Source organism: Apibacter sp. B3935 (genome assembly GCF_009827705.1).
GTDB lineage: Bacteria > Bacteroidota > Bacteroidia > Flavobacteriales > Weeksellaceae > Apibacter.
Window position 1 is genome coordinate 415,024 of sequence record NZ_WINL01000001.1, and the last position, 16,386, is coordinate 431,409.

The window sequence follows — 16,386 nt, forward strand, 5'->3', positions numbered from 1 at the left end:
ATGAAGATTTTTAAAACTGTATGAATGATAAATAGTTTAGCTGAAGAAAGGAAATTGAAATAATTTTAAGAGAAATTTAATTTATTTGTTAAATTAATTTTTTACAAATGAGAACTTATAAATGATGTATGTAAACATCATATTGATATCTAGGGCTTATAATAATAAACGATATTAATGACATCAGATTTAGACATAGCTCCCGGATTAATTCCTAATTCTCCTTCCGGAATAGGAATTCCTAATTTTTGAAAATGACTTTCCCAATACGGAATAAATTTTCCTGTCTCGGAGGATTTAAATGTCATTACATTTAAAGGAAATACTTCTTTATTACCATTGGATATATACAAAATTTTATATATAAGCTCTGAACAATAGTATTGATCATTAGTTAAATCAAAAGCATCATCGTATTCTTTACCTATTAATTTTTGAGCTTCTTTTATCGCTTGTGGAATTAACTTTTGATAGGGTGCTTTCAATCTCCCAACAACAGAAATGGGTGGTTTATTTTCATATTTTTTTGAAATTAAAAATTCTTCCAGCGGTGTAATTTTTACTTTGGGATGAGTTGCTTCAATTACATAAAATGAATTTGTTATAGAATCTTTATATACCATTCCAACATGGGTGAAATTATAATTATCTATTCCTGAAGTAACCTGTTTAATCGCGCTATCCATATTTTTAGCATAGGATTCTTGAAACAGTAAATCTCCATCTTTTAAATCAAATGTAAATGAACTATAACTTTGTGAAAAAACAAAACAAAATTGATATATAACGATTAGGTTAAAATACTTTTTCATAGATTCTATTTTTCGTTACAAATATAAAAAACACATAATGGTTTATGTGTTTTTTATATTTTTTTAAGTTTAAATTAAAATTCAATCATTTTAAATTAGTTTATTGTTATATAATCTACACCACTATGAGCGGACATTTCAGGCGCATACACGGATTGCACTGAAGTAAACCCATTCGAAAATTCTCCTTTATTAGTAGCTCTTACCTCATATTCAAACACATATGTTCCTTTTCTTATATGTTCAAAGAAAAAATTAGTAGATGAATCGCGGGTACTTTCATAATAACTTAATCCGTTTTGATATTTATACGAAGAAAAAATATTCACAGGTTCAAACCCTGATGCTCTCATATCTTTGATATGAATAAAATCCATATCACGATCTGCTTTTAGTATCAGTCTTATAGTAATTACATCACCAATGGATATATAATTTTTACTCGTAATTTCCTGTAATATAAAACCTTGATCAGATACCGTTTTTTTAAATAATTTTTTCTGAATTTTAATAGCATTTCCTGCATCATTTATTTTATCTAAATCTTCAATATATTGATAATATAATCCTCCCCAAGCTATACCGGGAGAAGTTTTTTCAATTTTTATATCTCCTATTTCCGATTTCATTTGCTCAGAATTCCATGTTTTTTTAAAATATCCTGTAGTTTGAGTTAAAGAAGCATCGACTGATGGATAAATTTGCTTGTTTCCGCTAAAAATGGTCACATTTTTTTCTCTTTCAGACCAATCTTTTCCAAAATTCAATAAAGCATACAAAGCATTAGTTGTAGCTTTCGTAGAGCCCCAAGAATTAGTCTGTTTATTACCTAGCAGCCAAATTTTCATTTCTTCTACAGAATTAATATCTCGGGGAGTCACCTCTGCAAAGGCTTCTATAATTTTAGTTTGAGATTCGATCGGTGTTTGGTATCTGGACCATCCGGCTAGATTATCTTTCCAATACATACCTGTAGTTTCTGATTTCACCGATGTTTCTTTCAAATTATGAAGCACAGTTTGCGCTGATGTTGTATATCCAAATCTATGCAAAGTGACGGCCAACATCGCTTTATTTTGTGTATCTAACTTTTTAAAATATTTTGTAAAATTTCTGTTAATCTCTTTACTGTAGTTTTCTGTTTCTAACGGTAATGGATAACGATCTTTCCAAAAACTTCTTACATAATAATACTGTAGTAAATCGCCCTCCTCTCCTGTTTTTTCCATTTGATTTTTATGGATATAATCCAATGCGTTTTGATCGGAATATGCAATAGCTTTTTTAATCACCTGTTCCAGATCATTCGGTATATACGTTGAATACTGAATGCCCAACATTCTTCTGAGTTGACCTATTCCGGCAATAATATTATCAGTTATATATGCATTGGAATTTCCTCCTTCAAACCAAGCAAAACCGCCATCAGGGTTCTGTAAGTTTTTGAGTTTCTCTAGAACTTTCGCATTTTCTTGAGCCATTTGGTTTAAATCAAACAGCAAAGAGATTCTCTTTTTCTCTTCGGTTTCATTTTCACCGGTACGTATCCAAGGGGTTTCTTCTAATAGTATATTTTTCAATTCTTGATTCTTTTCTAAATTGGATATGTTGATCCCTTTAGAATTCCAATCATTTAATACATTTTTAATATTCGGAACGGTATTTACTATAAAAGAGGCCAATACATTCCCATATAAACGACTAAACACTTGCTCCGAATTTTCATAGGGATATTCCTTTAAATAAGGAATGGTAAATATAGCCAGCCATACAGGGTTACTAGCAACCTCCAGATTTAAACTTAATGGAGATAAGGACTTTGAAGAATGAGTACTAAGCTTATCTAAATGATATTCTTTTGTTTCATTTTCTTTTATGTTGATAGGTACAGATTCGGTGATTAATACCCTATCGGAAAGTATGGGAAGTACACTTTCTTCTCCATCTGAAAAATTACCTGCATTTGCAACTATGCGTAAACTGACGGCTTGAATATTTTTTGGAACTTTAATTTTCCAACTTACTTCGGTATTTTTAGAAAGTTCTGCTTTGAAAGGTATAACAGGGGATAAATTATTAAATATATCATCTACCGATTTTTGAGTAAATGCATCAAATAGAAAAAGCCGGGCATTTCCGGTTATATTTTTTCCGCTTAAGTTATTAATTTTTGTACGTATCGTTAGTTCGTCCCCTTCTCTTAAATATCTGGGAAGATTAGGCACTACCATGAGATCTTTTTGAGTTTGTGTATGAAATTCGGCTGTTCCCGTATGTAAATCTTTGGTGTGAGCTAAAATAAGAAGTTTCCATTGAGTTAAAGCCTCAGGTGAGGTAAATGAAAATGTAACATTACCTTTCTCGTCAGTATAAAGATTAGGATAAAAGAATGCGGTTTCTTCTAAATTTGTACGATATTTCAATTGAGAAAGATTCTTTTCTAAATCTGCATCTTGATTTATTATCTTTTGTATACTATTTCTTCCTATAAGTTTATTTTCCAAATTTGAATCGGATTGCATATAATCAGCGTTTTTAGGAATGGCAATTGCAGAAGTAGCTACCACTTCCCCATCGTATAAAGTACCTATGGATATATCCTTCAAATCAACTTTTTTTGGATTTTTATAAATTAAATTAGGTAACTTTTCTGATAATCTATTTGAAATTAGATTATAACCAATGGTAGAAGCCGATTGATATAATACCCCATACGTATAATACTTCCAAGGAGTGAATGTGTAAGTAGTTGGAGCAAATTGATCTAAAGACTCGTCGTACATTGTAGCCAGTACTTCTGCAGCAATTTTATCTTTATCATTCCCGCTAATAGTCAAAGTCCAGGTTTCTTTTTGTCCAGGAATTAGCTTATTTCTAAATACATCAGTTTTAATTTTTAAGTCTTTAGGTTTTTCAACAACCTCGATTTGAAAGCTTTTTACTTGATATCCATTCTCATTAACCAAATAGGTTAAAACAAATAGCCCATTACTAATAAAATCCTTAGTTGCCATAAAGGAATAAGTTCCCCTACCTTTAACTAAAGGTATTTCTTTGTGAATTATCCATTTCCCGTTACTTTCCAAATGTAAAACGGCTGTTGAATTTTTTAAATCAGAAAAAAAGTTGAGTTCAATTTTTTCACCTACCTGATATGATGATTGAGAGGCATTCACACTAAAATATTCATGTTCTGATGATTTTAATGTTTTATCATCTTTTATTTCAATAATTCTTTGTGTTTTAACGGTATCAGTACCCAATACAGTTTTAGCTTCCACTAAATAAAATCCTTTAGATAATCGAGAAGAAAGATTAAGAGTATCTGATATTTGAGTATCAAATTTATAGGTATTTATTTTTTCTTTTTTCCACGCCGACGGATCCTGCTCATCTTTAGCATAAGGTAAATGTGGAAAATAACGTTCAAATGATTCTTTATCGTATAATTGATATTCAGGAACGATTGCTAATTTATTTGGAAGAAGTATTCTGGATGGACCTTCTAATTTATATAGGTTAATAATCCCTTGAGCATATACTTTTACCTCATTTAAATTAGTTGATTGTATGATTAGTTTTGTAAAATCTTTTTGAGTGGATACATCCGGTGTATGTAAGGATAGTTGCAGAGGGATATCTCCCAATATAATTTTAGTTTTTTTAGTTTGGGTATCTCCGGTATTATCTGTAACATCTACGGTTAAAATATAGGTATAATATCTATATTCATTATCCTTTTTAACATCTTTAGTCTTTGCGAGATAGGAAATTGTAAAAGCTCCCTCTTTATCTGTACTTACTTCTCCATGTGCTATTATTTCGGATTGATCCGTATAAGGCATGGGATAATACATCCTATATAAAGGTACTAAACCTTTTCTTTCAACCCTGTAAATAACTTTTGCATCTGAAACAGGCGATCCGTTATATGATAACGCTTTACCTTTACTTTCCACCTGTTCATCTAGTTTATAATTTCCTGAAATATCATCAAATGTGATTTCAAATTTAGGTCTTTTGTATTCTTCTACTGAAAAATAATGAGTATCATTACTAAAATTGGAAGATATATAATAATTTCCTGTCAAACCTTCTTGAGGCAGAATAAACTCTCCAAATATACTTCCGTAATCATTTGTAGTTAAATTTAATGTTGAAATTTCTTGTCCATTCGCATTATTTAATGATAGAGTCACTTTTTGCTGTTTTACTACTAAGGTTTTATCCTTATCTTTAGTATAAAGTATTACTTTAAAAAAAACTTTTTGTCCGGGTCTATAGATGGATCTGTCCGTAAAAAAAGCACTCATCTTTTGAATATCATTTTTAATTACATCACTTTCATCATTGTATATGCTTGAAGGAAGTTTCATATAGGAATGTGAAGAAGGAATATATATATAAGTATCTCCAAATTTTGAGCTAAGTTTAGATAAATCAAAAAGTCCGTGTGAGTTGGTTGTAATGGTATAGGGCTCAAGTAAATTTTTTGAATCTATATTATTATTTTGTTTTTTGTATACGGTTATAGATTTAGTTGGATAGACCTTTCCCGTTTTACGATTTAATAATTGAAATAATGGATTTGCGTATCTTCCTAATTTAACAATACTCCAATCATGGACCATAAAGTATAAGGTTCCATTGAACTCTGAATTTAATTCTTTATTGGGTATAAATGATGAATTAGTTGACAATTCCAACATATAATTTCCATCGGAAAAACCTTCCAATTTAATTAACGTAGAATGAGTCTTAAAATCTGAAAACGATTTCCATTCCAACACACCATTTCTGATCTGTTTTTTATTTACCATGGAATAAATTCCATTGGATATAAATTCTGAATTAGTCGAATTTAACATCGTATTATTATCCGTATTTAGCTGAAAAATTCGATAATAAACTTTATTGATATTAGTAGCTTCTATTATCAACGGGATGTTTTCATTTGGTAATTGAACTTCATCCAATGAGGCATTGAGGGATATTTTTTGAATTTCTTCGATAAGATTTTTACAATTTATAGACCACGGGTTATTTTCAGAATAGGTAACATTTTTACAAATTGAATATGCTTTTTCTTTGTTTGTATTCATATTCATACTCGCAGCTTTGTAATATAAAAACGCGGAAAATTTTTGAGTCGGATAAGAATTTGCTAAATTCTCTACTAAAGCTGCTTTTTTCTCCAAAGTTTCAGAAGAATGAATAGTATTTTCAATTTGTTTTAATTTACCGTTTAGAAAAGCTGATTTATCCAAATCATTTTTGTGAAATTCGTATAAATCTTTATAAAGATCGTTAATTTCTTCTTCTTTATTCTTTTTATCCAAAGACCCCTTGGTATCTTTTGTATTCTGCGTTACAATAAACTCGCTTGGTAAGTCGTTTTTTTCTAATGCATTGATATATCGAAACACTAAAATATCGTATAAAGTAGGATATAATTCTATATTTTCATCTGAATTTAAAATGTTTTTCCAATGTAATGTTTTTTCTTTCTTAAGTAATTGATCATTTTTAATGGATTCTTTATACAAGGAAAAACTCTTTTGCATGAGTTGTTGCTTGGACCAATCGCTAATATCATTGGAATGAAATTCAGTTTCTGTAATATTTCTTCTTTCCCAACGAGTTCTAATTGAATAATCTTCATAAATTTTTGCTAACATCGATTTTGTTAAGGATAAAGTAATCCCTTTAAAAGAATTCATTTCCTTTTCAAAATTTTGGATTACAAGTTTGTACGGATCATTATCTTTATCCTCTTGAGTTTGAGATAAGATTCGATATTGATATATCAAGGAATTAATAATTTCCGAAGAATTATTTTCTTTTTTTGCCTGAATGTATAGTTGATTAACTTTAGGTAGTAAAGATTTAAACTCTCCATTCTTCATTTCTATATCAATTTCCTTCCATTCTTTATCATAATTGATAACTTGTGCCATACCTATTTGAATTATCCAAAAACTTAAAAATAAAAAAATCGATTTCATATGATTTTATTTCAAATTATAAAATATCTAATCTTAATTTATTACAATAAAGATGCTTAAATTACTAAATTCCATAAAGATTCTATATAATTTTTTAAAAAATAAATCTTATACATGGATAAAGTAATAATAAATTTAATTGATAATATGATATAATATTATATAATACAATAAAAAAAGCTAAGGAACAATTATTCGTATTAGAACTAATTATCTTACTATGATTACTAAATTTTAGTGTAAAAATTACATATAATTTTAAATGAAAATGATCTTTGTGTTAACAAGTAATTTGTATTATAATACCAATTCATTAAATAATTTTAAAAATGTTTGATTAAGATCCGAAGAAAACCCGGGATGTGGTCTGGATGTTTGAATCATAGTACTTCTTTCAGAAGTTAGCCAACGAAATCTTTCTGCAATTCCCATAGCAGCTATGCCTCGTCCTGTAGAATCTCCTATACTAATTTTTTTAAATGCTTCCAACGCATTTATGATACAATCAATATCAAAAGTATTATCTTTACTAAAACATTTTATTTTTTCTTGATCAACTCTATATTCGACTTTAATAAATTTAGCTTCTTTTGAAAACAAAATAATTCCCACATTTATAAATTCTTCTCTTTCAACTTTCGGCACCAATCGTATGACGGAATATTCATATAATCGTTTTTCTTGCATTATTAGCTTCTTTTATAAATAGTTGTGAATTATTTAATCTGTTAGAAAGGAATTCTTGATAAATATTTTTTATATCCCGTATGGATTCTTCTGAACTTCTCCAATCTAACCAATCATCGGGTATTAAATTTATTATTTCACCGATTTTTTCTAAACTTATTAGTTCTTTGCACTGTTGATCTATTTCTTCAAGGTGCGAAGCAAAAGGTAATAACACATGGTTTTTAATTTCGGAAAAAGGTGTAACCGATAATCGTTCCCAGTTTATCCAAGAATGATGAAAATATAAGGAAGCTCCCATATCAATTAGCCATAATTCTTTATGCCAAATAAGCATATTCGTATTTTTAATCGTTCTGTCAATATTAGTTAAAAACGCATCTAACCATACAATTTTTGAGGCTAGATAGGAATCAACCTTTGTAACCACCGGATCATAAGTTAACGCTCCTGACAAAAAATGTAAACCTAAATTCAAACCTCTACTTGCTTTAAGTAAATCTTGTATTTCTTCATCAGCCTCCGTGCGACCAAACGCTTCGTCTAAGTAAATAAATACTATTTCAGGAATGTTCAATCCTAACAATCTTGCAATTTCCCCTCCAATTAACTCAGATATTAAAGCCTTAGTACCGTGTCCTGCTCCCCTGAATTTAATTACATAATTAAAACCGTCATCAGCTTCTGCCAAGGCAGGTAAGGAACCTCCTTCTCTCAACGGGGTAATGTATCTTGTAACGTGTACGCTTCTCAGTTCCATAGTGAATGGGTTATCCTCGGTAAAGTTACATTTTTTTCTAACTATTAATTTTTATTAAAAATTAAATTTTCATTCAACATAAGTTTTTTATCTTAGCTTAAACTCAAATTAAATCAGAATACCCTTCACCAGGCAAGTTTAAAAATTTAATATACTTTGATTCATTTAAACTATTCAACTATAGATTTTCTTTAGTAAAAAGTATACATAAATCCATAAAGATTAATACATTTGTACAGACAATAAAAAGGAATTATACTTTTTTATTTTAAGAAAATACAAGATGGCAAGTAAAGAAGAAATTAAAAACTTTTTGAAGGAAATAGAGGTTGATGACTTAGTCAGGAATGTACAAATAATGGGTGATACCGTTATAATCGATATGCTTTCTCATTCACCTGCCCTACATGAAAAGAAAAGAATGGAAACAGCTATGCATACAGCTTTTGAACAAAAGTTTGGAAAAGATGTACAGCTTAAATTGAATATTTCAGTAGAAGTACCGGAAAAAAAGGATTCCAGAGGAAATGCTATTCCGGGTATTAAAAATATAATAGCAGTTGCTTCAGGAAAAGGCGGTGTCGGAAAATCTACCGTTGCATCCAACTTGGCAACAGCCTTAGTTAAAATGGGATTTAAAGTGGGCTTATTGGACGCTGATATATACGGACCTTCGGTTCCTACCATGTTTGATGTTACCAATGAAAAGCCTTTATCAGATAATAATAAAATTATACCTGTGGAAAGTTACGGAGTAAAGCTTCTTTCTTTAGGATTTTTTGCAGGAGCCAACCAGGCGGTTATTTGGAGAGGAGCTATGGCTTCCAAAGCGATCCACCAATTACTTCATGATGCCAATTGGGGCGAATTGGATTTCCTTCTTATAGACCTTCCTCCGGGAACCGGAGATATACATCTATCGATCGTTCAGGAAGTTCCCGTAACCGGATCCGTTATAGTTAGTACACCGCAACATGTGGCCCTGACGGATGTAAAAAAGGGGGTTGCTATGTTCCAAATGCCGGAAATTAATGTACCTGTTCTGGGTTTAATTGAGAATATGGCTTATTTTACGCCAAAAGAATTACCAAATAATAAATATTATATTTTCGGAAAAAAAGGTGTTAAAAAATTAGCTGAGTCTATGGACCTTCCTTTCCTCGGTGAAATTCCTATCATACAATCCATCAGAGAGGCTTCTGATTACGGAAGGCCGGCCGTATTACAAGAATATGAAATGGTATCCGGAATTTATATGAACTTGGCTAAAAATATGATAAGCAGCCTGGTTAAAAGAAATGAAGATTTACCACCTTCAGAAGCGGTAAGAATTACAACAATGGCAGGATGTTCCAACAATTAATTTTATTATTTTACATGCAAATGAATACATTAACAGACAGAATAAATCAAGCATTAGAAGAAATTCGTCCTTTTTTAATGTCCGATGGCGGCGATGTTAAACTTATAGAAATCAAAGATAATAAGGTTTTTGTAAGTTTTACCGGCGCATGCTCTGATTGTTCAATTAATCAAAGTACATTAAAATTAGGAATTGAATCAACTATAAAAAAACATGTACCCGAAATTGAAGAAGTAATAAGTATAAGCGAATAAAAGTTTAATCCTGCTCTTTTGTTATTTAATTTTTGGCAATAAGTTTGATAGAATTATGATATTTTAATCTATTTTTATATTAATTACTTTTATTTAATAAATGTTATGAGCTATAACTAATAACCAAAAATTTGGAATGAAAAAATTATTTACGATAGTAGTTACGTTCTTATTCTTTTTTATATTTATATCAGCGGATTATTCAACGCCCTCTCCTACTCAATTTAAAGACGGGGAATATTTAAAGTACAGGATTCATTATGGTTTTTTAAATGCCGGATATGCTACTTTTACCACAAATGTGGTAACTTTTAATGAGAAAACTCACTATCATGTTGTTGGTAAAGGATATTCTACCGGAGCGGTAAAATTATTTTTTAAAGTGGAAGACCTATATGAAACTTATATAGATAAATCCACTTTGCTTTCTTCTAAATTTATCCGTAAAATTCGCGAAGGTTCTTATGTAAGAGATCAAACGATGGTCATTGATCATACGAATAAAAATATTACTTATACCAATAATAAATCCAATACTTCCAAAACCTATAATTATACGGGAGAAATGCACGATATGTTATCGGCATTTTATTATTTAAGGCATATGAATACCGATAATTATACAGCGGGAGATTATATCAGTCTTAATATATTTATGGACGGTGAAACTTTAAATTTTAAACTTAAAATTTTGAATAGAGAAACAATCTCATCTAGTTTTGGAAAAGTAAAATGTTTAAAAATCAGACCCTACGTCCTTGCAGGAAGAGTTTTTAAAGAGAAAGAAAGTGTAACCATGTGGGTAACCGATGACTCAAATCATGTTCCAATTCAAATTAAAGCTGAATTAGCCGTTGGATCTTTAAAAGCCGATTTAAGTAGTTATAAAAATTTAGAAACTCCAATTAATTTTAGTAAATAATCAAGTTATCTTACAAAACGATATATTCCTTCTCCTTCAGTCCAATTGCTTCCCGATTTTATTAATTTAATGATTCTATTGGCTAATTTATCGCAATTGGATTGAAGAATGTGTAATTTCTTTGGTCTGCCTTCTTTACTTACAGTAAATCCAATAACTATCTTAACTTCTTTAGAATCGCATTTTTCTTTTTTAACCGACAGGTTTTCATAGATATAGACATTGAAATTTTCCCTTCCTATAGTAGGCTCAGATTCTAAACTTATATGGGTAATACCATTAGATTGTGAGTCACTTACTAAAGAATCTCTTAAATAAGTCTGATTTATTTCTCGATCAGTTTTGTTGAGTTTTTTTACCGGTTCAAGAGAGGAATCTCTATTCATTGTTTTCAAAGATAATAACGGTTCCTCAACTTTTTCTTGACTGAGTTCAGCGCTTATATCCCGGTGTGCAATAAATTTATTTTCAAAGGTATCGGTATCTTCTTCGATTGATTCCGGTTCTATATTTCGAATAAATTCTTTAGGATCAATTTTTTGTTTCAATGTATGATTAGATACGATAGTCAAAGGTTTACTTTTATTTTGTGATTTTACTTTGAAAGTATCGGAAAAATCCTTCTTTTCATTGTTTGAACTATTGTTGTATTCATTGATTGCAAAGGGAATATTCGTATTCTTGTCGTTACTTCCTGATTTTTCATAAGCGATTAAATTTCTTTCCTTTCTTTGACCGTTTGTTAATTTATATAGTATACTTATACTGACTAGAAGAACTAATCCGGCAGCTTCGACATAAATTGGAAATATATTCTTTCGAGGATTCGTTTTATCTATAATTTTTCTTTCAAGCTTTTTAATATCCTTATTTGGGTCTCCTTGAACTTCTTCATAACCCTCTAAAGCTTCTCTTAAAAAGTCATCCTTCATGGATTGCCTTTCAATATCTCTAGCATCTTTACCTCTTTTTTTGCCTCCTATATAGTTAAGTAATTTTTTCATTTAGGATTTTTTTCTAAGCAAAGCTTTAAATTTCTTTTACCGTTCTGTATATAACTTTTAACACTTTTCAAGCTGTATTGAGTAGCATCACAAATATCCATATACGATTTATCTTTGAAAAAAAACATTTCAATGGATGTCTTTTGAGGTTGAGGTAGCCTAGATATACAATCGTCTAACATTTGATATTTTTTATCATCATTATTTTCATCCAATAAGTCCCAAACATCCTCAGATTGCACATTTTCCATAGCATGATCTATATTTATTTCTATACCTTCTCTTCTTAATTGTTGTAAACAATAATTTTTTGACACCTTATACAACCATGATCTGAAATAATCTATTTTATAATTTAAAATTTTAGGAAGTAAATTTTCAAACAGTTGCATTACTGCATCTTGGGCTTTATAATCATCTTTTAAATATTTAAGGCAAAGACCATATTGTAAAGGAATATACCTGCTATATAATACACCAAAATATTCGATATTTAGAGTTTCCCGATATTTATCTAAAAGCTCTTGGTCTTTGTATGTCTTAAGTTCTAAACGATTTTTCAAAAATCCTCGAATAAATAATATTTAACGCTAAAATACAAATTAATTAGCCTGATAGAATTTTCAAAATATATAATTTTCAAAATTATTGTAAACAACTGAGAAAAAACTTAGGTTTTTCCGAGCTTTATCATTTGTTTACTAATAATCTTTAGTAAATTGCAGAAAATTTTGACGTAATGAAAAAATTGTCAGTCGTATCTTATTTGTTTATATCTATTTTATTGGGTGGTGGTCTTTTATCATGCAAAAATGAAGAAAAATCCAAACAATTACCAGATACTTCCATTTCAAAAAAAGATGAAACAAACCGTTCAGGAATATCTTTGAACGCGGAATCAACTTTACCGAGTAATGATACTAATAAACAAGAAAAAAGTAGTCCTGAAATTATAACCGGTATCTATCAAGATGCGGATAGCCTTTATCATCTTAGATATATTCTTGAAAAAGGTAAAACCTATTCTTTTAATTCCAGAGAAATTAATAAGCAAACAGTATCTTTTAGAGATAAAAGTCAATCTGTTTCGCAAGAATCCATAGATCCAATAAGCTTTACGGTATTAGATATCAAAAATGGTATATATACCTTACAAGTATCCATGGGGGGCAAAAAAGTTATTACTAAAGCGGATGGTAAAGTAGTGGTATTTGATACCAACGGTAAAAAACCGGAAAATCCCGATCAAGCAAAATTGTGGAAAATATACAGAGCAATCAGCAATGTTACTTTTACATTAACGATGGATATTTACGGAAATGCTTCAAACATAAAGGGTATGGACGCCATTTATGAAAAAGCAAAATCAACCTTAAAATCCGAATTGAAAGGAAAAGAACTAGAAGATTTTATTAATGCTTTTAAATTGGGTCTGAATCCTGAAACTTTTAAAGCACAATTTGAAGGATCCATTATGAAATTTCCTTCAAAAGGATTAAAAATTGGAGAGAAATGGAATACTCATCCAGAATTGAAAGACCAAGGGTATAATCAGTTAGTAAAAGTGGGTGACAGTTTAACTGAAGTTCGTATTCAGGGAACTTTACCTTCTAAAACAGATTCTAAAGTGGTAGAAGGGATAACTTATAAATTGTCTGTAAAGGGCACTCAAAATGGAAAAATTATCATAAATAATAAATCCGGTTGGATTTCCAATGCCAATTTTACTATGACTGTTACAGAAACCAAATCAGCCAGTAAAGGTGATGAAACTGAAAAGGTGGTGCAAAAATCTGTAAATAACACGTATATTAATTGATAGGTTACTAATTATTTTATATATTTATCGATGGGAAGATTAATTGAATTTATATTTTTTGCCACAGTTGCTTATTTTGTTTTTAATATTTTAAATAAAATTTTCTCGGGTACCCGTGCAAATAAGAAATATTCCAGGTCCAAGCCCCATCAATTTAATAACCAAAGAAAAAATTCTTCTCAGAATAAGAGTATTAAATGGGATGCAGAAACAGTTGATTACGAAGAAGTAGAAACTAAAGACAATGAAAAAAAATAGTTATTTTTTGCCGGTTGTAGGATGTTTGCTTTTTTTTGTCATCCTCTCCTTTATGTATTTTAGTCCATTATTATCAGGTAAATATATTTCTCAACCTGATATCATCCATTATAAAGGCGGCGCGCATGAATTAGAAGAGTATCGATCTATTCATGGAGAAGACACTTATTGGAGCAATTCCATGTTTGGGGGAATGCCCACCTACCAAATGGGAGCTAATTATCCTTCAGATATAATTAAGAGTATCGATCGTTTATTAAGAACTTTTCCTACTCCCGCCAGTTATTTATTTTTATTGTTATCCGGTTTTTACTTGTTAGGTATGGTATGGTTAAAAAATTGGAAATATGCTTTGCTGGGAAGTATTATGTTCTCTTTTTCAACCTATTTTTTTATCATAATAGGAGCCGGACATAATGCTAAAATTCATACGATAGCCTATTTTGCGCCATTTATTGCAGGTGTATATTTACTGTATCAAAAAAAATATGTTACCGGATTTATTCTTACCACTTTATTTTTATCGTTACAAATTGCAGCCAATCATCCACAAATGACGTATTATCTGTTTTTAGCTTTAGAAATTTTTGGTTTGATTGAACTTATTAACAGCTTTAAAAAGAAAACTTTAAAAACTTTTGGTATTTCTTCTGGCTTTTTTATTCTGGCAATTTTACTGGCGCTGGGAATGAATTCTACCCGTTTACTATCAACTTATGAATATTCAAAGGAAACTACGCGAGGAAAGTCAGATTTAACTATAAGTAAAAATAACGTTTCCCCTAATCAGGGATTAGATACAGATTATATTACTCATTGGAGCTACGGCATTTTAGAGACGGCAAATTTATTTGTTCCTAATTTTATGGGAGGTGGTAACAATGAAAAAGGATTTAAAACCTCTAATCTTGAATCATCTTTACAGGAAAATATTAGATCACAAGAAGAATATACTCAATTTCAACGTGCTTTTAATGGCTCTTATTGGGGAGAGCAACCGGGTACCGTAGGCCCTGCTTATCAAGGATCTGTAGTCATATTTTTAGCCTTTTTAGCTTTATTTTATTATAAAGGCAGATATAAATGGTGGTTGGTTGCAGCAACCGTTCTAAGTTTCTTTTTAGCTTGGGGTAAAAATTTTGGGATCTTTACTGATTTTATGATTCAGTATTTCCCATTATATAATAAATTTCGAGCTGTTTCTTCCGCTCTCGTGATTGCTGAATTTACTATTCCTTTATTAGCTTTATTGGGTACGTATTCATATTTTATGGATGAATCTCTTACCCAAGTTTACAAAACTAAAATTTTATATATAAGTTCCGGTTTTATATTGGTTATTTTATTACTTCTGTATGTATTAGGATTACAAATATTTAGCTTTCATACTTCTTTAGAAGGTAATGCTATAAAATCTGAAATACTTGAAGCTATTAGAAAAGATCGTTTTGCCCTTTTCCAATCAGATATTTTACGAACTTTTTTCTTCGTTTTAGTTTGTTCTGTACTTCTTTGGGCAGCGCAAATTAAGTCCTTTAAATCAAGTTATGCGGTTTTAGCTATTGCCGCATTATCTTTAGTTGATTTATGGGGAGTGGATAAACGTTATTTAAATGATGATAATTTTGTGGACAAACAATTTTATAAAAATCCTTTTCCTACTCAAGTAACAGAAAGTCAATTAGAAAAAGCCGAAACCGATCCAACCTTGGCTCGTATTGTCAATGCAGCACCTATTAACCATGCATTAGATATAATTAAACAAAACGATCATGCTCATTACAGAGTATTCAATTTGTTATTAAGTCCGTTTAATGAAACTAATACCTCTTATTTTCATCAATCGATTGGTGGATATCATGGAGCTAAATTAAGGAGATATCAAGATTTAATAGATTTTTATTTATCGGACAGCTTAAATTTACCTATACTTGATATGCTAAATACCAAGTACATCATCACTGCCGATTCTATAATCAGACCTATTCCTAATCCTAATAATAATGGAAATGCTTGGTTTGTAAGTGAAATTGTTTTTGCCAACAATGCCGATGAGGAATTATTAGCATTGGGAAAGATTGATAACAAAAGAAAAGCAGTCATAAATTCAAAATATAAAAAAGACCTTACTATTCAATCTTCCTCTGATAGTTTGTCTTCTATAGAATTAAAAGAATATTTACCAAATAATTTAACCTATATTTCTAATAGTAAAGAGGAAAAATTAGGAGTTTTTTCGGAAATTTATTATCCACATGGTTGGAAGGCTTCAATTGATGGAAAAGAAGTTCCTATTTATAGAGCTGATTATACGTTACGTGCCTTAAAAATACCTGCTGGAAAACATACTATAAATTTTTCCTTTAATCCTCCCGTAATTCAAAAAGGAAAATATATAACTCTGGGCACTTGTCTTCTTTTTGTAATCATAAGCAGTATATTATTGATCTATGACTACAAAAAAAGAAGTAAACCCTCTGAGATTTCAAAACCTTTGTAAAA

12 protein-coding genes are annotated in these 16,386 nt (G+C 30.1%); 6 read left to right on the top strand and 6 right to left on the bottom strand.

What is annotated here, in order from left to right; translation table 11 throughout:
• Positions 1-149: 149 nt before the first annotated feature.
• The 4 genes from GFV00_RS01720 to GFV00_RS01735 all read right to left on the bottom strand — a co-directional run bounded on the left by GFV00_RS01720 (position 150) and on the right by GFV00_RS01735 (position 8,264).
• On the bottom strand, positions 150-812 hold the full coding sequence (locus GFV00_RS01720) for a YiiX/YebB-like N1pC/P60 family cysteine hydrolase (protein WP_160556553.1): 663 nt from the start codon (positions 810-812) through the stop codon (positions 150-152).
• Between the two features lie 95 nt (positions 813-907).
• Positions 908-6,817 (bottom strand): alpha-2-macroglobulin, encoded by a 5,910-nt coding sequence (locus tag GFV00_RS01725; protein WP_160556552.1) that lies wholly within the window; start codon positions 6,815-6,817, stop codon positions 908-910.
• Between the two features lie 297 nt (positions 6,818-7,114).
• Positions 7,115-7,504: a DUF3037 domain-containing protein gene (locus GFV00_RS01730; protein WP_160556551.1), complete on the bottom strand. Its 390-nt coding sequence runs from the start codon at positions 7,502-7,504 to the stop codon at positions 7,115-7,117.
• Complete coding sequence (locus GFV00_RS01735; protein WP_160556550.1) at positions 7,482-8,264, bottom strand: HipA family kinase; 783 nt, start codon at positions 8,262-8,264, stop codon at positions 7,482-7,484. The genes GFV00_RS01730 and GFV00_RS01735 overlap by 23 nt, the downstream gene beginning before the upstream one ends.
• A gap of 283 nt (positions 8,265-8,547) precedes the next feature.
• Here GFV00_RS01735 and GFV00_RS01740 point away from each other — a divergent pair, with 283 nt between their 5' ends.
• The 3 genes from GFV00_RS01740 to GFV00_RS01750 all read left to right on the top strand — a co-directional run bounded on the left by GFV00_RS01740 (position 8,548) and on the right by GFV00_RS01750 (position 10,803).
• Positions 8,548-9,627 carry an Mrp/NBP35 family ATP-binding protein gene (locus GFV00_RS01740; protein WP_160556549.1) on the top strand — a complete coding sequence of 360 codons (1,080 nt, stop codon included), beginning with the start codon at positions 8,548-8,550 and terminating at the stop codon, positions 9,625-9,627.
• Between the two features lie 14 nt (positions 9,628-9,641).
• Positions 9,642-9,881, top strand: a complete 240-nt coding sequence (locus tag GFV00_RS01745) for a NifU family protein (RefSeq protein WP_105298136.1) — start codon at positions 9,642-9,644, stop codon at positions 9,879-9,881.
• 136 nt (positions 9,882-10,017) lie between these two features.
• Positions 10,018-10,803 carry a DUF3108 domain-containing protein gene (locus GFV00_RS01750; RefSeq protein ID WP_160556548.1) on the top strand — a complete coding sequence of 262 codons (786 nt, stop codon included), beginning with the start codon at positions 10,018-10,020 and terminating at the stop codon, positions 10,801-10,803.
• Between the two features lie 5 nt (positions 10,804-10,808).
• On the opposite strand, the gene GFV00_RS01755 is transcribed toward GFV00_RS01750, so the two are convergent.
• Together GFV00_RS01755 and GFV00_RS01760 are read right to left on the bottom strand one after the other, a co-directional pair.
• The gene (locus GFV00_RS01755) at positions 10,809-11,807 is read right to left on the bottom strand and encodes a hypothetical protein (RefSeq protein WP_160556547.1); all 999 of its coding nucleotides are present in this window, start codon (positions 11,805-11,807) and stop codon (positions 10,809-10,811) included.
• Complete coding sequence (locus GFV00_RS01760; RefSeq protein ID WP_160556546.1) at positions 11,804-12,370, bottom strand: RNA polymerase sigma factor; 567 nt, start codon at positions 12,368-12,370, stop codon at positions 11,804-11,806. The genes GFV00_RS01755 and GFV00_RS01760 overlap by 4 nt, the downstream gene beginning before the upstream one ends.
• A gap of 176 nt (positions 12,371-12,546) precedes the next feature.
• Between GFV00_RS01760 and GFV00_RS01765 the strand changes: the two genes are divergently transcribed.
• Genes GFV00_RS01765 through GFV00_RS01775 form a run of 3 tightly spaced genes read left to right on the top strand, consistent with a single transcriptional unit; the run spans position 12,547 to position 16,384 of the window.
• Positions 12,547-13,626, top strand: coding sequence for a DUF6263 family protein (locus tag GFV00_RS01765; protein ID WP_160556545.1), 1,080 nt, complete (start codon positions 12,547-12,549; stop codon positions 13,624-13,626).
• 30 nt (positions 13,627-13,656) lie between these two features.
• Positions 13,657-13,884, top strand: a complete 228-nt coding sequence (locus GFV00_RS01770; RefSeq protein ID WP_160556544.1) for a hypothetical protein — start codon at positions 13,657-13,659, stop codon at positions 13,882-13,884.
• Positions 13,871-16,384: a YfhO family protein gene (locus tag GFV00_RS01775; RefSeq protein WP_160556543.1), complete on the top strand. Its 2,514-nt coding sequence runs from the start codon at positions 13,871-13,873 to the stop codon at positions 16,382-16,384. The genes GFV00_RS01770 and GFV00_RS01775 overlap by 14 nt, the downstream gene beginning before the upstream one ends.
• Positions 16,385-16,386: the final 2 nt, after the last annotated feature.